The following is a 16850-nucleotide window of genomic DNA, read 5'->3' on the forward strand; positions in this document are numbered from 1 at the left end:
GCCTGGTCTCCGTGCATGTGGTGGCGCGACTGGGCGAACACCGGCAGCACGGTCCTGGCGGAAGTTGGCCTCTGATCTGTTCAGGCCGATCGCCTCCACGCCGAGCAGGACCTCGCCGGGGGCCGGGGCTCCGAGGTCGTGCTGCTCAAGCCGCAGAACCTCAGGACCGCCCAGTTCGTGAAATCGAACCACGGTTGCCACAGCCAACAACTCCTCATGGGTTATGTTGATTGCAATCGTATGACGACGCATATCGAAGGATCGAGCTGGGGTCGCGCGGCCCCACGCGGTGCGTGCCTCCCCTATCGCACTTCGTAGTTCTCGATCTCGCCGACTTTGGCGACCGACGGACTGGTAGTCGTCGAAGCGATGGGTGAGCCATTCCCGGGCCGGTTTCCGGGCCACCTCGACGCCGATCACGCGCTGTCCCATGCACAGGACCTGCGCGTTGTTGGAGAGGACCGACCGCTCCATGGAGTAGCTGCCATGGGCGGTGACCGCGCGTACCCCCGTCACCTTGTTCGCGGCGATGGCGACGCCGAGCCCCTTACCGCAAACCAGGATTGCCCGGTCGGCCTCGCCGTCGGCGATCATCTCGGCGGCTCGGATCGCCACCGCCGGGTAGTCGGTGTGCCCGTCGGCGTCGACACCGGCGGCCGCGACCTCGGCCACGCCCGGGTTGCTCCGGAAGTCCTCTTGATGCGTTGCTTGTAGTCGTATTCCGCGTGGTCCGAGCCGACGACGACACCGGCCGAGAACAAGGAGGCTGCCCCATCCGGTAATTGACCTCCGGCCGACGACACATGCTCGGACCATGTCATGGTGGGGCGGGCAGCATGGGGCGCCCCGCGCCCGGCGGGTTCTCGTGGATGTGGGCGTCGATCATGCGCAGCAATGCGCGGAGCACGGCGCTGGGCCGCCGCTGGGCGGGTGTTGCGATGGCCAACTCCCAGTAGAGCGAGCAGTCATGGAGCTCAAGCACGCGCAGTCGGTGGTCGTCGGCCGGAACGGCGTAGTCCGGCACGATCGCGATGCCCAGACCGTGCCGGACGTAGTCGGCGGCGGCACGCACGTCGTGCACCTCCATGCTCACCTGGCGATGCAGGTGCGCCGCGGCCATGTGCTGGTCGACGAGTGTCCGGTTGCCGTAGCCGACGGGGGAGTCGATGAAGGACTCGTCCGCGAGGGTGCCGAGCGCGACGGTGTCCTGGTGCGCCAGCGCGTGATCGGCGGGCACGATGACCACCATCGGTGCCGACGCGAGGCGCCTGAACACGAGTCCTGTCGGCGGCGGCCCCGGCAACGACAGGAACGCGGCGTCCAGAGTGCCGTCCACGACGGCCCGCGCGAGGTCCGTCGAACCCCGGGTCGCGCCGTGCAGCCGGACCACGACATCCGGGTGCTCGGCATGGAACCGTCCGATGAGCGCCGGCAGGTCGAGGAGGCCAAGGGTGATCATCGTGCCGATGGTCAGGGTTCCCCGCAGACCGCCACGTACCTGGTCCACGGCGTCACGGGCGGCCCGGGCTGCGGCGAGCGTCGAGCGGGCCTCGGGCAGCAGGACGGAGCCCGCGTCGGTGAGGGCCACATGCTTGGAGGTGCGCTCGAACAACGGCAGCCCGAGATCGTGCTCAAGATTCTGGATCGCGGCGGAGAGTCCCGACTGCGCGATGTGCAGCCGGCGTGCCGCCCGGGTGAAGTTCAGTTCTTCGGCGACGGCGACGAAGTACTTCAGATGACGTAGTTCCACAGACGATAACTATCACGAAAAATGATTGATGCGAGCAACGACATGTGTTGGACATGATTGCTCGTGGAACGGAGGCTGAATTCAACAACTTCTGTTGAAAGGAGCAGGGCATGTCCGTCACGTCGGTGGCACGCCCCGCCGGGCCCAGACACTCACGCCGTCAGCAGCCCGGCCGGGGAACGCGGCATGGAGCCGGCTTCTGGCTGATAGCGGTCACCTTCATGACTGCCATGGCCTATTCCGGCGCCCCCACCCCGCTGTGGGCCGTCTACCAGCAGCACGACCACTTCTCGACCCTCACGGTCACGCTGGCCTTCGCCGTCTACGCGGTGGGGGTGCTGGCCAGCCTCTTCCTGGTCGGTCATATCTCGGACTGGGCGGGGCGCCGACGGATGCTGCTTCCTGCAGTGCTGTTGGAGGCAGTCTCCGCGGTGATCTTCCTGACCTCGACCTCGCTGCCCGTGCTGATCACGGCGAGGATCGTGTCGGGACTCGGTATCGGGATGATCACCGCCACCGCCACCGCGTACCTGGCCGAACTGCACCTGGCCGCGCGGCCGGACGCCTCACGCACCCGAGCCGACCTCGTCGCCACCGCGGCGAACCTCGGCGGCCTGGCCATGGGACCGCCCGTGTCCGGCCTGCTGGCCGAGTTCGTCCCGCAGCCACTGCGCACCCCCTACTTGGTCTTCCTCGGCCTGCTGCTGCTCAGCGCGGTCGGTGTGGCGCTCGTCCCCGAGACCGTGGACATGACCCAAGCTCGGCCCCCTTACAAGCCGCAGCGGGTCTCGGTGCCGGCTTCCTCCCGGAGCACGTACTTCGCCGCTTCCGCGGCCGCCTTCGCGGCGTTCTCGGTGCTGGGCCTGTTCACTTCCCTCGCGCCCGGCTTCGTGGCCGGCACCTTGCACCATCCGTCCCGAGCCCTGGCAGGGCTCGTGGCCTTCCTCGTCTTCGGCGCTGCCGCCACCACCCAGATGGTGTTCGTCCGTATCGCGGCCGAACGCCAACTGGTCATAGGGCTGGCCCTGATGTCCGTCGGGATCGCCGGGGTGACCGCAGGGGTCTGGCTGACCAGTCTCGCCGTGTTCCTGACAGCCGGTATCGTTGCCGGCGCAGGAGCGGGTGTCCTCTTCAAGGGGGCTGTCACCACCACCGTTTCCCTTGCCCCGGTCCGCTCCCGTGGTGAGGTTCTGGCCGGTCTGTTCCTCGCCGCGTACATAGGCCTTGTGGTGCCCGTCGTCGGGATCGGCGTCGCCACGCAGTTCGTCACCGACCGGACCGCCCTGCTGGGCTTCGCGGTCGTCCTCGTCAGCCTCGACGCCACCATCGCCACGCGCCTGCTGCGCAGGCCGTGACACGGACACGCCGTGCCGCAGAGCGAAACAGCCGCCTGACGGGCACGGCCCGACGCGGAAGCATGGTCCGGATGCGGAGACGGCCGCACATCCAGCACCGGCTCGGTCTTCGCCGGACGACGCACCCTCTTCCGCTGCTCCTCGGCCCCGAGCCGCTCACCTCCGCAAAACCGACTGCAACACACAAGGAAGTACCCACCATGAGGCGAGAAACCGCCGCCCCTTCCATTCAGCAGCGAAGCGAGGCCGTCGACGGCATGCGCATCGACTGGGACGTGCCGGTTATCATGACCGACGGTACGGTCCTGCGCGCCGACGTCTTCCGGCCGGACGACGACGGCCGGCACCCCGTGGTCATGACGCTCGGCCCCTATGCGAAGGGGCTCGCATTCCAGGACGGGTTCGCCGGCATGTGGCAGAACCTCGCCAAGAACTATCCGGACGCCCTCGCCGGCTCGTCCAACAAGTACCAGGTCTGGGAGACCGTGGACCCCGAGAAGTGGGTTCCGGACGGCTACGTGTGTGTCCGTGTGGACTCGCGTGGTGCCGGCCGATCCGCAGGGCAGCTGGACATGTGGAGCCAGCAGGAAGCCCGTGACTACTACGACGCCATCGGGTGGGCCGGAACCCAGGGCTGGTCCAACGGCCGGGTCGGGCTGCTGGGCATCTCGTACTACGCGGCGAACCAGTGGCTCGTGGCCTCGCTGCGGCCGCCGCACCTCGCCGCGATCTGCCCCTGGGAAGGCTTCAGCGACTTCTACCGGGAGGGCACCCGCCACGGCGGGATACTCAGCCGCTTCAGCGAGGCGTGGGCCGAATACCAAATCTACACCGTCCAGCACGGAGTCGGGGACCGCGGTACGCGCAGCGCCGTTACCGGCGAACCCGTGGCGGGTCCCGCCACGCTCGGCGAGGAGGAGCTGCGCGGCAACCGTGTGGAGACGATGCCGGAGGCCAAGCGCCGGGAACTGCTCGACGAGTTCCACGTGGCGCACACCGCCGTCCTGGAAGACATCGCGGTGCCGGTGCTGTCGGCCGCCAACTGGGCCCACCACCTGCACACGCGGGGCAACTTCGAGGGATACCGGCGGGCCGGTTCCCAGCGGAAGTGGCTGGAGGTGCATGGGCATGAGCACTATGCCGAGTTCTACACCGACTACGGCGTCTCACTCCAGAAGCGATTCTTCGGGCACTTCCTCAAGGGCGAGCCGACCGGCTGGGAGCAGCAGCCGCCCGTGCAGCTCAACATCCGCCACGTGGACGGTACTTTCGAGAGCCGGGACGAGCAGGAGTGGCCGCTCGTCCGGACCCGCTGGACGACGTTCCACTTGGACGCCGGCACCGGTGCGCTGACCGAGACGCGGCCGGACGCGGAAGGGCGGACGGACTTCTCCGCCGCCGATCCCCGGGGAGCCACCTTCTGGACCGCGCCCTTCGAGGAGGAGGTGGAGATCACCGGTCCCTCCGCGGCACGGGTCCGGCTCGCGTCGTCGACGGTGGACACGGACCTGTTCGTGACTCTCCGGGTCCAGGACCCGGAAGGACACGACGTCACACTGGTCTCGGCCATCGACCCGAACGGACTGCTGACGGTCGGCTGGCTGCGGGCATCGCACCGGGAACTTGACGAGGATCTCAGCCTTCCCCACCGGCCGTGGCACCGGCACACGCGGAAGCTGCCCCTGGAACCCGGTGAGCCGGTGACCCTGGACGTCGAGATCCTTCCCACCTCGATCGTCGTTCCCCGCGGCTACCGGTTGGGCGTGACGCTGACCGGCTGCGACTTCGAAGCCCCGGGTGACGGACCGCGCCCCCAGTTGTACGGCATCACGATGCGTGGCAACGGCACCTTCGTCCACGACGACCCGGACGACAGGCCCGCAGGGATCTTCGACGGTTCCACCACGGTGTTCACCGGTGGCACCCAGGGTTCTCAGCTGCTCCTGCCGGTGATCCCCAGGACCGCGCACCAGTAGCCGCACACCCCGAACCCCTGCCGCCCCAAGGCTGAGAGACCCTCGGGGCGGCAGGCCCGTTTGTCGGGCGTGTGCCGGTGGGCCAGATGGCCGCGACACGTTAAAACAGCAGCTCAGATGGCACGTTGGGGAGCGCTTGCACACTTATTGACTCTCTTCGGAACCCCATGCTTCAATCTGGCTAAGCCACTTTGCCGCTTAGCGGATTTGACGCGACCCCTGGGCCTGGTCGACGGACAGGAAACGGAATCCGGAGGGACTCCGGAGCGCAACCATGGCTACCTCGATTTCGGTGGCGTTGAGCCGATGATGTCTGACCACCCGGAGGAAATAGAAAATGCCAATGAACCCACGAGGCCGTCTGGCGTGCCTGCTGGGCGTCGCCATCGTTGCCTCGGGATGCGGACTGCAGTCCGAAAGCGCCGGTGATTCCACCACGTCCGTCAAGGTCGGGACCTCGTTGCCGCTGACCGGACAGGCATCCGAAGACGGGAAGGAATCCCGGCGGGGTTATGAGGTCTGGGCGAAGACCGTCAACAACGGTGGCGGGCTGTTGGGCAAGAAGGTGTCACTCGTCATCAAGGACGACGCGACCAACCAGAACACCGTCGTCGCCGACTACAACGCGCTCCTCAGCCGGGACAAGGTCGACCTGCTGCTCGGCTCGTACTCTTCGCTGCTGAATTTTCCGGCCTCCGCAATCGCGGAAAAGGCGGGAATGCTTTATGTGACCCCCACCGGTGGCGCCGAGCAGCTGTACACACGCGGCTTCAAGAAGATCTTCCTGGCGCAGCCGGCCCTTTCCAAGGGACAGGGCGACGTCTTCGCAGACTATCTGCTGGAGCCGACCTCCAAGTCGAAGCCGAAGTCCGTGGCCTACGTGACCCTCGATGACACGTTCACCAAGCCGGTCGTGGACGCGGTGAAGGAAAAGCTCCAGGTGGCCGGAGTCAAGACCGTCCTCTCCGAGATCTACGCGAATGACCTGCGGAACTTCGACACCCTCGCCGAGAAGATCAAGAACTCGGGTGCGGACACCGTTGTCCAGGGGGCCGCCTTCAACGACGCCATCGGCCTGATCCGTTCCCTGAACAAGGTGAACTACCACCCGAAGACCCTCTTTCAGACCTCGGCGCCTTCCCTGGGCGACCAATACTCCAAGGCGGTGGGGGCACAGAACACCGAAGGCGTCTTCTACGCCACGAGCTGGGCGCCCAACGCCACGACCGCGAACAACGAGCAGTTCGTGAAGACCTACCGCAAGATGTTCGGCGCCGAGCCGAGTGAGTCGGCGGCGGACGCGTACGCCGCCGGACAGGTACTCGAGGCCGCCGTCAAGAACGCGGGCTCGATCAAGGACCAGGCGAAGCTCGCCGACTGGCTGCGGGGCCATCAGGTCGACACGATCCTCGGCAAGTTCGGGTGGAACGCGAACGGCACCCCCACCGGCAGCGTGATGCTGGGCCAGTGGCAGCACGGCAAGATCCAGATCGTCCGGCCCGCCGGAGCCCGTACCACCACGGACATAGTGTCGCCCTGGCGCGGCACCGGTTCCTGAGACGGGGCACGATGTCCGTCATCCAGGCACTGCTGCTCGGAGTCCTGCTCGGCGGGGTGTACAGCCTCCTCGCCAGTGGCCTCTCCCTGATTTTCGGCGTGATGCGTGTCGTCAACATCGCGCAGGGAGCACTTCTCATCCTGGGGGCCTTCCTCAGTTGGACACTGTGGTCGCGGTTCGATCTCGATCCGATTCTCGGCACAGTGGTCGTGGCACCGGTGATGTTCGCCCTCGGCTACCTCATGTACTACGCGGCGGTGCGACGCATCGCCCAGGCGCCGCTGGCGTCCTCGGTGCTGCTCACCGTGGGAATCGCTCTGGTCGTCGAGGGCGGGATCGGATTCGTCTGGGGCAACGACTCGCACGCGATCCTGCCTTCCTACGGTGACGAGTCCTACTTCCTGGGCGACCTGGTCATCCCCAAGACCTACCTCTTCGGTTTCTTGATGGCGGGGGGAGTGCTGGCCGCTCTCGGCGCGATCATCAGCCGTACCTGGACCGGCCGGGCGATACGCGCCGCGTCGGTCAACGCGGAGGGCGCCCGTCTCGTCGGTGTCGACGTGACCAGGGTCGCGGCCACGGCCATGGGGCTGGGCGTCGCCACCGCCGGAGCCGGCGGCGCGATCGTGGGAGTCCTCTACCCGTTCGTTCCCGGTGCCCACTACGAATGGATCGCGCGCTTGCTGGGGATCGTCGTCCTCGGCGGCCTCGGCAGCATGTCCGGAGCGGCTCTCGGCGCCCTGCTGTTCGGTGTCGCCGAGGTCGTGACGTCGACCTATGTGTCGCCCGCCTGGGCCACGGCCATTCCCTTCGTCGTCATCTGCCTCATCCTGCTCCTCCGCCCGCAGGGAATCCTGGGCAGGCGCGCCCGAGAGGATCTCGCCGCATGACAACCGACTTCTTGAAGCAGCGCAGCCGCTGGTATGCGATCTGCGTATCCATCGGTGCCGCTCTCATCGTGCTTTTTCCGCTCCTGACCGCGGACGCCTACTACCAGAACATGGTGATCCTGTCGCTGGTGTTCGCCGTCGCCGCGGTCAACCTCAACGTCATCTCCGGGTACGCCGGGTACATCTCGCTCGGCCACAGCGTGCTTCTCGGAATCGGGGCCTACGCGGCGGCGCTGTGCAGCACACGCATCGGCCTCAACCCGATGGTCTGGATTCCGCTGGCGGGGTTGATCGCGGCGGTGTTCGCGGCCTTCCTCGGAGTCGTCTCCATGCGAGCGCGCGGCGCGTCCTTCGTCATCATCACCGTGGCCGTCAACTCGCTCGCCCTGGTCGTCGCCATCAACTGGTCCTCTCTGACGAGAGGATCGGCCGGCGTCACCCTGCCGCTGCCGCCCTGGACGGGTGTCCTCAGCAACTGGCCCTTCCACTTCGTCCTCGTCGCCCTGCTGGGCCTCTCGCTGCTGCTGTCCTGGCGGATCCGCCGTTCGAAGTTCGGCCTCGGACTCCTCGCCATTCGTGAGGACGAGCACAAGGCCGCCACGATCGGAATCGACACCCGCGTGTACAAGATCCTGGCGTTCGCCGCGAGCGCCTTCTTCGTGGGTGCCGCGGGAGCCGTCTACGGCTACTATCTCAACTTCGTCAACCCGGTCGGCATGTTCGCGATCATGACGAGCGTGCAGGTGGTGCTCTCCATGCTCATCGGCGGAGCGGGAACGCTCTGGGGACCGGTGATCGGGGCCTTCATCCTCGAATTCGTCAACGAGTTCTCCAACAACTCCCTGGGGGGCGGCAACGCCAGGCTGCTGGTCTTCGGCCTCCTCATGGTGGCCGTCGTTCTCTACATGCCGCTGGGCATCATCCCCTCGGTGTCCGCGGCATTGGACCGTCTCGACAGGCGGGGCAAGGCGGGCACGGTGGGGGAGCGGCTGTCCGAACCGCACGGGCCGGTCGGCGAGGGCGAGCCGGACGAAGCCCCGGACGCCACCGCGAAGCCCGCGACGGCAGTTGTCAGCGTCCGTACGGAACCCGTACGCGAGGAGGCACCGCCGCTGCTGGAGCTCACGGGGGTGGCGAAGTCCTTCGGCGGGATGCGGGTCCTCGACGGCCTGGACCTGGCCGTACCAGAGGGGAGTATCTCCGGTCTCATCGGGCCGAACGGATCGGGGAAGACGACGGCTTTCAACATCGTCGACGGCACGATCGCCCCGGACGCCGGTCAGGTCCGCTTCACGGGGAGCGTGATCGACGGTCAACTCCCGTGGCAGCGCGCACACCGCGGGATGGCGCGCACCTTTCAGATCACCCGGCTTTTCCGGAATCTGACGGTGCAGGAGAACCTCATCGCTCCCCTACGCTCGTTCTCCTACGGTCAGCTCGCCGCGGGAGCCATCAGCAGCACGGAAGCGGACAAGGCGCATGAACTGCTCACCTTCGTGGGCCTGGAACGGTATGCCGGTCATCCCGCGTCCGAGCTCTCCTACGGTCAGCAGAAGCTCGTCGAACTGGCCCAGGTGCTCATGCTCGACCCCAAGCTGGTCATGCTGGACGAGCCTGCGGCAGGCATCAACCCGCGCCTGATCGACCGGATCAGCGACATGATCCGCGAACTGAACGCTACGCGCGGCACGACGTTCCTCGTTGTCGAGCACAACATGCCCATGGTGCTCGGCCTGTGCGACAAGGTGTTCGTGCTGGCCGGCGGACGCTGTATCGCAGCGGGCCGCAGCGCGGAGGTGCAGAACAACCCCGACGTTCTCGAGGCCTACCTGGGAGACGATTTCGTGCCGATGGCAGGTGTGCGATGACCGATCCGGCAACCACCCTGCTCAAGCTCGCCGGCGTGGTCGGGGGGTACGGCAGAGGCCTCGTCCTGCAAGGCGTCGATATCCAGCTCACGGCCGGCACCATCGGATGCATCGTCGGCCCCAACGGCGCCGGGAAGTCGTCCGTGCTGCGTGCCGTCTCCGGCCTGCTGGACATCACGGAAGGCTCGCTCCGCTTCGCGGGGAGCGAATTGCGCGGACTCGACGCCAAAGCCATCCTGGAACTGGGAATCAGTCAGGTTCCTCAGGCCGGGGGCCTTTTCCCCAACATCACCGTGCGTGAGAACGTGCTCATGGGTGCATGGACCGTTCGGCGTGATCGCCGCCGCGTGCGCCGACGGCTCGCGGAGATCGAAGAGCTCTTTCCGGTCGTGGCCCAGCGTGCCGGCACCCAGGCCAGTGACCTGTCCGGTGGGCAGCGCCGGGCGGTGGAGTTCGCCCGTGCGCTGATGCTGGAGCCCCGACTGGTCCTGCTCGACGAACCCACCCTCGGGCTCGATCCCAAGGCGATGGCGGTCCTCCAGGAGAACATCGTCCGGATGAAGGACACCGGCACGACCGTCCTTCTGGTCGAGCAGCAGGTCAAGTTCGGTCTCGGTATCGCCGACACCGGCATTGTGATGGAAGGCGGACGGGTCCTCCTGACGGGCGACGCCCGCAAGATACTGAGCGATCCCGACATGGGATCGCTGTTCTTCGGAAATGCCGCGCCGGCTCACGCGTCCGGCTCCGCAGAGGATCGGGCACCGCTCGGTGCGAGCCGCTCGTCCGTGCTCGGTGACTCCGCCCCACGGGAAGGAACACGGGATCAATGACCACCCCGACGAACGGCAACGGCGAGGATCTGCTTCAGCAAGCGCTCTCCCTCTGGACTCCCCGGCTGCTGCTGGGCGGTGTCGACTACGCGGACTACCAGCGTGCCGCCGCGGCGACCGAGCACTGGGCCGACTGGATCGACGTCTGGAGCGAGTTGGCCGCCGAACACCGTGCGACGGCCGAGGGGTTCGAGTCGGAAGGCGCCATGATCTCGGCCGCCGAGGTGTACCGGCTGGCCGGAGCCTGCTACCACTTCGCGAAGTTCGTGTGGGTCGACGACGAGACGAAGAACGGCATCGCGACGAAGCGGGCGGTCGACGCCATCCACCAGTTCCTGCGCCTGCGGGACCCGGACCACCGGGTCCTGACCGCTGAGCGCGACGGTGTCCGAATCGCCGCCAACGTACGGGTTCCGAAGTCGGGGAAGGCCCCCTACCCCGTCGTCATCCTCGTCCCGGGCCTGGACAGCACGAAGGAGGAGTTCTCCACCTGGGAGGAGACCTTCCTCGCCCGCGGCCTCGCCACGGTGGCCGTCGACGGGCCCGGTCAGGGGGAGGTCTTCCACGCCGGGACACGGATCAGCGCGCGGTACGAGGACGTGGTGTCCCTCGTTCTGGACACACTCGCGGACGATCCACGCCTCGACCTGGAACGAGTGGGTCTGGCCGGCACATCGCTGGGCGGCTGGTACGTCGTACGCGCCGCAGCGTTCGAGCCGCGGGTGCGCGCCGTCGTGTCCATCTCGGGGCCCAGCCGCATCGCCTTCGACGCGAGCCTCAGCCACAGCCGGGCCTCCCTGCGTTTCTACTCCAGGTGCACGTCCGATGAGGAGGCCCGTGCGTACTTCCTCGGGTTCGACGCCGGACAGTTCATCGAACGCGTGACCCAGCCGACGCTGTTCACCTCGGGCGACAAGGACCGCATCGTACCCGTCGCCCAGACCATCTCCCTCGCGGAGCGCGCGCCGGGCGGCCACTACGTCGGTTACGAGAACGGCAATCACGGCCTGACCAACGTGGCCTACGAGGTCAGGCCGCGTACGGCCGACTGGCTCAAGCGCAGGCTCGCCGCTGACTGACGTTCTCCACAGGCGTCTCGCCCCCAGGGCCCTGGGGCGAGACCGAAAGGTCTGCCCCCGGCGCGGAAGGTGCAACCCGCCGGGGGCAGGCCCGTTTCTCGGCAGGCCGCTCCCTGGCCCGGACCGCGTTCCGGCTCGATCTGCCGCCGCCTTCTTGACTACGCCTATCGGCTTGGCCAGAATGTGGCTAAGCCAATTTGCCAATTGTAGGGAGTTGGACAATGAACGCGTCTCTACGCGTCTCCGATCCCGGGGCCGACTGGAGCGTGGACGACCCGCAGGGCCTCGCGCTTCGCCTCCGACTCCGCGCGGTGCGCATGGTCGCCCCCCACGGATTCGGGTACCTCGGCCAGGCACTCTCCTCCGCCGAGCAGGTGGCCGCCATGTTCGCCCATGCCCGTCCCGGCCTGGACCGCATGGTCTGTTCCCCCGGGCACTACGTGATCGCGCCGTTCGCGGCCGCGGTGGAGCTGGGCCTCCTCGACGAGGAGGCCGCCGCCACCTACGGCCAGAACGGTTCCTTCATCGAGGCGATCGGTACCGAGCGCTCACCGGTCGTGGACTACACCTGCGGGTCGCTGGGCCAGGGGCTGTCGGCCGCGATCGGGTTCTGCCTCTCGGACCGGCTCCACGGCACCGATCGGCGCACCGTCGCGATGGTCAGCGACGGCGAGCTGGAGGAGGGCCAGGTCTGGGAGGCGGCGCTTTTCGCCGCCCACCACCGCCTCGACAACCTCGCGGTGCTGATCGACGCCAACGACTCGCAGGTCGACGGCCCGGTCAGCAGCATCACCACGATCGAACCTATCGCCGCGAAGTGGTCGGCGTTCGGCTGGCACGTCCAGGACATCGACGGACACGACGTGCATGCCGTGATCGCTGCGCTGAAGGCGGCCGCCGCCGAGACGGAGCGCCCCAGCGTCATCGTCTGCCGGACATCCACGGTCCACGGCCTCGACTGCCTTCCCCCCGACGCGGACGGCCACTTCATCAAGCTGCCCCCGGAGCTCGCCGAGGCCGCCGTCGCCGAACTCACGTCCCGAGTGGAGTCGCACCGTGCGTAAGCCGCCCTACCCGACGGATCTCAAACCCTACGGGCGAGCCCTGCTCGACCTGGGCCGCCGCCGCGACGACGTGCTCTGCCTCAGCGGCGACCTCACCCGGCAGTGCGAGATCGACCTGTTCCAGGCCGAGCTTCCCGAGCGGTTCATACACGCCGGCATGGCCGAGGCGAACATGATGGGCATGGCCGCCGCGCTGGCACGGTGCGGACACATCCCCTTCGTCCACACCTTCGGGGTCTTCGCGACCCGTCGGCCCTACGACCAGATCGCCAACGCCATCGCCTACCCCGGTCTGCCCGTCCGCATCATCGGGTTCATGCCCGGCATCTCCACGCCGGGCGGCCCCAGCCACCAGGCCATCGACGACGTCGCACTGATGCGCGCCCTGCCCAACATGACGGTCATCGACGTCGCGGACGCCATCGAAGTCGCCCAGGTCGTCGAGGCCGTCGTGGACGTCCCGGGCCCGGTGTACGTACGACTCAAGCGCGGCGAGATCCCGGTGATCTTCGACGACGGCCATGAACTGAGTCTGCGCCGCGCGGAAGTCCTGGTACCGGGTATCGACATCGTGGTCTACGCCAGCGGCATGATGGTCGCCCCCGCACTGGCCGCGGCCCAAGTGCTGGACGAGCGCGGGGTGTCGGCTTCCGTCGTGAGTGTCCCGGTCATCAAGCCTCTGGACACCACGACCGTCGTCTCGGCGGCGCGGAGTGCCAAGGCGCTGATCACCGCGGAGAACCATTCGATCATCGGCGGTCTGGGATCCGCGGTCGCGGAAGCCGTCGCCGAGGCGGGGATCGGACGTCCCCTGCGGCGGGTCGGACTGCGGGACGTCTTCGCGGAAGGCTCCAAGTCGGGTCCGTACCTCTTCGACCGCTACGGCCTGTCCACGCAGGCGCTGATCGACGCGGCGTGGTCGGCACTAGGGCTTCCTGGAGAGGCACCGAGCGTGCCGAAGACCGATGTCGCGGAGGGCGAGTACGCGCCGGTCTGACCGGGCGCGCACATCTCACAGCAGCACCGCAGAGCAATCCGACGCGCGCGGCACCCGGGCATCCGTGTCGGCGACAAGCCAAGGAGCACACATGACATCGCACAGCACCCGGCTCGGTTGGCTGGGCACCGGCCGGATGGGCGCGGCCATGGCGGGACGCCTGGTCCTGGCCGGCGAGCAGGTCGCCGTCTGGAACCGCACCAAGGCCAAGACCGAGCCTCTGGTGGCGAAGGGAGCCACGGCGGTCGACCGCATCACGGACCTGGGGTCCTGCGACATCGTCTTCGTCATGGTCTCGACGCCACGGGACCTGGAAGCGGTGATCCTCGGTGAGGCGGGACTGCTCAGCGGCCCCGACAAACCCCCTCTGATCGTGGACTGTTCGACGGTGTCGATCGAGACCTCGGCCGCGGTGCGTGAGGCGACGACGGCCGCGGGCGTCGAATTCCTCGCAGCCCCCATCAGCGGCAACCCGCACGTCGTGACCGAGGGCGGGGCCTGCATCGTCGCCTCCGGACCGATCGCCTCGTTCCGGCGAGCCGAGCCGCACCTGCTGGAGATCGCGAAGGTAGCGGTACACGCCGGCGAACAGGAGCAGAGCCGACTCGTCAAGATCGCCCACAATCTCTACCTCGGCATGATGGTCCAGGCCCTCGTCGAGGTCACCACACTGGTGGAGAAGAGCGGGACCGACCGCGGTGCCTTCCTTGAGTTCCTCAACGGCACGGTGCTGGGCTCCGACTGGGTCCGCAAGCGCACCCCGGACCTCCTCAAGCGTGACTGGACGCCGACCTTCACCACCGAACTGCTGCGCAAGGACTTCGACCTCGGGCTGTCCGCCGCCCGCCAGCTCGAAGTGCCCATGCCGGTGGGTGCGTCCGTCCACCAGCTGATCCAGTCGGCCATCGGTATCGGACTGCGCGACGAGGACTTCCTCTCCCTCTTCGAACAGCAGGCCAGGAACTCCGCACTCTTCGAGGAGCAGGAATGACCGAGCACGCCTTGCTGCCCGCGCTGCCTAAAGAGCTCTACATCGCGGGGGAATGGAGGACGGCCTCGGACGGCGAGAGGTTCGACGTCCTGGACCCGGCGACCGGTGAGGCGATCGCGTCCGTCGCGAGCGCGTCCGCCGAGGACGCGGCGCGCACGGTCGACACCGCCGCGGCCGCGCTGCCTGCCTGGGCGGCCGCCTCCCCACGACACCGCTCCGACGTGCTCCGCCGCGCCTATGAACTCCTGGTGGCGCGCGGAGAACGGTTCGCGCACCTCATCAGCCTGGAGAACGGCAAGTCCCTCGGGGACGCCCGCGCGGAGGTCGCCTACGCGGCGGAGTTCTTCCGCTGGTACAGCGAGGAGGCAGTACGGGTTCACGGCTCCGTCCAGACCGCGCCGTCCGGAGCCAATCGCATCCTTGTCCTCCGGCAGCCGATCGGCGTGGCCGTCCTCGTCACTCCCTGGAACTTTCCCGCGGCCATGGCCACCCGGAAGATCGGCCCGGCACTGGCCGCGGGGTGCTCCGTCATCCTCAAGCCCGCCAGCGACACACCGCTTACCGCCTTGGCCATAGCCGACCTGCTTGAAGAAGCGGGGGTACCGGCGGGGGTCGTCAACGTCCTGCCGTCCCGGCGGTCGGGCGCGGTGGTGTCGACCATGCTGGCCATGCCGGCGGTCCGCAAGATCTCCTTCACCGGTTCCACGGAGATCGGCCGCACGCTCCTGCATGCCGCCGCCGACCAGGTGCTGAGTTCGTCGATGGAACTGGGAGGCAACGCGCCCTTCCTGGTGCTCGCCGATGCCGATCTTGACGCCGCGATCGCCGGCGCGATGGTGGCGAAGATGCGCAACGGCGGCGAGGCCTGCACCGCGGCCAATCGCTTCTACGTGCACACCTCGGTCGCCGACCGGTTCGTGCAGAGGCTGGCGGATGCCATGGGCCGGCTCCGGATCGGTCCCGGCACGGAGGAGAAGACCCAACTGGGCCCGTTGATCAACCAGGCCGCCGTCGCCACGGTCGACGGCCTGGTCGCGGACGCGGTGGACAAGGGCGCGACCGTACGCACCGGCGGCGCCGCCCTGGACCGCCCGGGCTTCTACTACGCGCCCACGGTCCTGGACAACGTGCCGTCGAGCGCCACGATCCTGAGTGAGGAGATCTTCGGCCCGGTCGCCCCCATCGTGCGGTTCGACGACCTGGACGACGCGATCGAGCAGGCGAACGCCACGGAGTACGGCCTCGTCTCCTACGTCTACACCCGCGATCTGGCCGAAGGACTGCGCGTCTGCGAGGCGCTCGAATCCGGGATGGTCGGACTCAACCAGGGCGTCGTGTCCGACCCGGCGGCTCCTTTCGGCGGATCCAAGCAAAGCGGTCTCGGTCGTGAGGGCGGCCATGAAGGGCTTCTCGAGTACACGGAGACCAAGTACGTGGCCACTTCGTGGTGACCGAGCGATCCACGCATTCCCACCCCTACGAAAAGAGGTAGCAGGCGATGTCGCTGCAGTCCTTTGTCGACCCGCCGAAGTTCGAGGAGTACAGCAAACTCTTCAAGGACTTCTTCAGGATGGAACGTACCGCTGACGGTGTGCTGCTCGTCGAGGCGCACACCCTGGGCGGCCCCATTCAGCTGAGTGTGCAGAACCACCGGGCTCTGGGCCAGATGCTCAAGACGGTCGGCGCGGACCCGGAGAACGAACTGCTCATCCTCACCGGATCCGGGGAGGAGTTCATGATGCGCTCCGACCCGGACGGTTTCGAGCTCGAACAGGCCGACATGGAGTACTGGGCGTACGAGTACGCCTACAAGGACGGCCGCATCAATGTGAGCTCTCTGGTCAACGACCTGGAGATTCCCACCATCGGCCTGATGAACGGCCCCGGTTTCCACTCGGAGATCGTGCTGATGTGCGACATCACCCTCGCGGCGGACGACGCCACGATCTTCGACCTGCACTACGACATCGGGTCCGTGCCCGCGGACGGCATTCACAACGCCTTCCAAGAGCTGCTGGGTGTCAAGCGCGCCGCGTACGCGCTGCTGACCGGTGAGGCGATCACCGCGCAGAGGGCCCTGGAGTGGGGCATGGTCAACGAGGTGCACCCGAGGGACCAGCTGATCAAGCGCGCCCGTGAGGTCGCCGCGCACATCATGTCCCAGCCGCGTACCACCCGCCGTCTCACCACGCAGATCGTCCGGCGGCCCTGGAAACAGCGCATCGTCAACGATCTCGACGGCGGCTTCGGCATCCAGATGTTCGGACACGTCGCCAAGAAGAAGGCGATCCACGGCGACGAACACATCAAGTCGACCGTCGACTACGTCCGGGAAGGCCGCAAGAACAACTTCGACTGATCCGCTTTGGCCGGCCCGCACGGAGCGGGGGGGGGGGGGGCGGGGGGGGGGTGCGCGGGCGGGCGCAGCCCCGCCGGCGTGGGGTTGGTGTAACTGGCATTTACCTCGACTCCCCCCTATTTTTTGTTTT

Annotated in this window: 13 protein-coding genes and 1 pseudogene; 12 read left to right on the forward strand and 2 right to left on the reverse strand. The window is 67.6% G+C overall.

Annotation, left to right across the window (positions count from 1 at the left end; translation table 11 throughout):
• Positions 1 to 302: 302 nt before the first annotated feature.
• Both AB0O07_RS06660 and AB0O07_RS06665 read right to left on the reverse strand, forming a co-directional pair.
• Positions 303 to 761: pseudogene (locus AB0O07_RS06660) on the reverse strand (ribose-5-phosphate isomerase).
• A gap of 56 nt (positions 762 to 817) precedes the next feature.
• Positions 818 to 1750, reverse strand: coding sequence for a LysR family transcriptional regulator (locus AB0O07_RS06665; protein ID WP_365627763.1), 933 nt, complete (start codon positions 1748 to 1750; stop codon positions 818 to 820).
• A gap of 110 nt (positions 1751 to 1860) precedes the next feature.
• Here AB0O07_RS06665 and AB0O07_RS06670 point away from each other — a divergent pair, with 110 nt between their 5' ends.
• The 12 genes from AB0O07_RS06670 to AB0O07_RS06725 all read left to right on the forward strand — a co-directional run bounded on the left by AB0O07_RS06670 (position 1861) and on the right by AB0O07_RS06725 (position 16720).
• Positions 1861 to 3105 (forward strand): MFS transporter, encoded by a 1245-nt coding sequence (locus AB0O07_RS06670; protein ID WP_365627766.1) that lies wholly within the window; start codon positions 1861 to 1863, stop codon positions 3103 to 3105.
• Between the two features lie 200 nt (positions 3106 to 3305).
• Positions 3306 to 5081, forward strand: a complete 1776-nt coding sequence (locus tag AB0O07_RS06675) for a CocE/NonD family hydrolase (RefSeq protein ID WP_365627769.1) — start codon at positions 3306 to 3308, stop codon at positions 5079 to 5081.
• A 343-nt stretch (positions 5082 to 5424) separates the two neighbouring features.
• Positions 5425 to 6639, forward strand: coding sequence for an amino acid ABC transporter substrate-binding protein (locus AB0O07_RS06680; RefSeq protein ID WP_365627772.1), 1215 nt, complete (start codon positions 5425 to 5427; stop codon positions 6637 to 6639).
• An 11-nt stretch (positions 6640 to 6650) separates the two neighbouring features.
• Positions 6651 to 7529: a branched-chain amino acid ABC transporter permease gene (locus AB0O07_RS06685; RefSeq protein WP_365627775.1), complete on the forward strand. Its 879-nt coding sequence runs from the start codon at positions 6651 to 6653 to the stop codon at positions 7527 to 7529.
• Positions 7526 to 9397, forward strand: a complete 1872-nt coding sequence (locus AB0O07_RS06690) for a branched-chain amino acid ABC transporter ATP-binding protein/permease (protein WP_365627778.1) — start codon at positions 7526 to 7528, stop codon at positions 9395 to 9397. Before AB0O07_RS06685 ends, AB0O07_RS06690 begins: the two co-directional genes overlap by 4 nt.
• Positions 9394 to 10230 carry an ATP-binding cassette domain-containing protein gene (locus tag AB0O07_RS06695; protein ID WP_365627781.1) on the forward strand — a complete coding sequence of 279 codons (837 nt, stop codon included), beginning with the start codon at positions 9394 to 9396 and terminating at the stop codon, positions 10228 to 10230. Before AB0O07_RS06690 ends, AB0O07_RS06695 begins: the two co-directional genes overlap by 4 nt.
• Positions 10227 to 11309 (forward strand): alpha/beta fold hydrolase, encoded by a 1083-nt coding sequence (locus AB0O07_RS06700; RefSeq protein ID WP_365627784.1) that lies wholly within the window; start codon positions 10227 to 10229, stop codon positions 11307 to 11309. Before AB0O07_RS06695 ends, AB0O07_RS06700 begins: the two co-directional genes overlap by 4 nt.
• Before the next feature lie 221 nt (positions 11310 to 11530).
• Positions 11531 to 12373 (forward strand): 1-deoxy-D-xylulose-5-phosphate synthase N-terminal domain-containing protein, encoded by an 843-nt coding sequence (locus AB0O07_RS06705; RefSeq protein WP_365627787.1) that lies wholly within the window; start codon positions 11531 to 11533, stop codon positions 12371 to 12373.
• The gene (locus AB0O07_RS06710) at positions 12366 to 13370 is read left to right on the forward strand and encodes a transketolase C-terminal domain-containing protein (RefSeq protein ID WP_365627790.1); all 1005 of its coding nucleotides are present in this window, start codon (positions 12366 to 12368) and stop codon (positions 13368 to 13370) included. Before AB0O07_RS06705 ends, AB0O07_RS06710 begins: the two co-directional genes overlap by 8 nt.
• A complete protein-coding gene (locus AB0O07_RS06715) occupies positions 13339 to 14361 on the forward strand; it encodes an NAD(P)-dependent oxidoreductase (protein WP_365627793.1) in 1023 nt (340 codons plus the stop codon). The genes AB0O07_RS06710 and AB0O07_RS06715 overlap by 32 nt, the downstream gene beginning before the upstream one ends.
• Entirely contained in the window at positions 14358 to 15812 is a 1455-nt protein-coding gene (locus tag AB0O07_RS06720) for an NAD-dependent succinate-semialdehyde dehydrogenase (RefSeq protein ID WP_365627796.1), read from the forward strand. Before AB0O07_RS06715 ends, AB0O07_RS06720 begins: the two co-directional genes overlap by 4 nt.
• A gap of 47 nt (positions 15813 to 15859) precedes the next feature.
• Positions 15860 to 16720 carry an enoyl-CoA hydratase/isomerase family protein gene (locus AB0O07_RS06725; RefSeq protein ID WP_365627798.1) on the forward strand — a complete coding sequence of 287 codons (861 nt, stop codon included), beginning with the start codon at positions 15860 to 15862 and terminating at the stop codon, positions 16718 to 16720.
• The last annotated feature ends 130 nt before the right edge of the window (positions 16721 to 16850 follow it).

It is taken from the genome of Streptomyces sp. NPDC093085 (genome assembly GCF_040683935.1).
Taxonomy (GTDB): domain Bacteria; phylum Actinomycetota; class Actinomycetes; order Streptomycetales; family Streptomycetaceae; genus Streptomyces.

Bases quoted from the DNA above. Each gene is read 5' to 3' on its own strand.
- AB0O07_RS06720 (WP_365627796.1), top strand. From the start codon at position 14,358: ATGACCGAGCACGCCTTGCTGCCCGCGCTGCCTAAAGAGCTCTACATC.
- AB0O07_RS06695 (WP_365627781.1), top strand. From the start codon at position 9,394: ATGACCGATCCGGCAACCACCCTGCTCAAGCTCGCCGGCGTGGTCGGG.
- AB0O07_RS06700 (WP_365627784.1), top strand. From the start codon at position 10,227: ATGACCACCCCGACGAACGGCAACGGCGAGGATCTGCTTCAGCAAGCG.
- AB0O07_RS06725 (WP_365627798.1), top strand. From the start codon at position 15,860: ATGTCGCTGCAGTCCTTTGTCGACCCGCCGAAGTTCGAGGAGTACAGC.
- AB0O07_RS06670 (WP_365627766.1), top strand. From the start codon at position 1,861: ATGTCCGTCACGTCGGTGGCACGCCCCGCCGGGCCCAGACACTCACGC.
- AB0O07_RS06705 (WP_365627787.1), top strand. From the start codon at position 11,531: ATGAACGCGTCTCTACGCGTCTCCGATCCCGGGGCCGACTGGAGCGTG.
- AB0O07_RS06675 (WP_365627769.1), top strand. From the start codon at position 3,306: ATGAGGCGAGAAACCGCCGCCCCTTCCATTCAGCAGCGAAGCGAGGCC.
- AB0O07_RS06690 (WP_365627778.1), top strand. From the start codon at position 7,526: ATGACAACCGACTTCTTGAAGCAGCGCAGCCGCTGGTATGCGATCTGC.
- AB0O07_RS06715 (WP_365627793.1), top strand. From the start codon at position 13,339: ATGTCGCGGAGGGCGAGTACGCGCCGGTCTGACCGGGCGCGCACATCT.
- AB0O07_RS06685 (WP_365627775.1), top strand. From the start codon at position 6,651: ATGTCCGTCATCCAGGCACTGCTGCTCGGAGTCCTGCTCGGCGGGGTG.
- AB0O07_RS06680 (WP_365627772.1), top strand. From the start codon at position 5,425: ATGAACCCACGAGGCCGTCTGGCGTGCCTGCTGGGCGTCGCCATCGTT.